The organism is Profundibacterium mesophilum KAUST100406-0324, assembly GCF_009835145.1.
GTDB lineage: Bacteria > Pseudomonadota > Alphaproteobacteria > Rhodobacterales > Rhodobacteraceae > Profundibacterium > Profundibacterium mesophilum.
Window position 1 is genome coordinate 1 of sequence record NZ_APKE01000101.1, and the last position, 328, is coordinate 328.

The following is a 328-nucleotide window of genomic DNA, read 5'->3' on the forward strand; positions in this document are numbered from 1 at the left end:
GGCTCATGCGTCCACCCCCGGAATATGCGTGTATTGGCCGGTATTCTCGTCCCAGATGGCGCGCAGGCGCCGCTCGACGGGCGGACGCGGGCCGGTATTGCGCACCAGCTTGTAGCGCGCCTCGCGCTTTCCGGGCGCGGCCTTGCGGATCACCCGCACGTAAGAGCCGCGCAGCAAGAAGGCGCAGAAGAGCCGCGCATCGTCCTCGCTCACAAGCACGTCGTCGGTCGTTGAATGAGCCGCGAGATCGCGGGGGCTGAACGTCGTCAGCATCCGCGCGGCGGTCCACATATTCTCCGCCGGCCGGCCTTTGCGGGCTTGCGTGCCA

General features: G+C 68.0%; 1 pseudogene. It reads right to left on the reverse strand.

From position 1 onward, the window contains the following. Positions 1–3: 3 nt before the first annotated feature. Positions 4–328, reverse strand: a pseudogene (locus tag PMES_RS16425) (hypothetical protein); the annotation flags it as partial.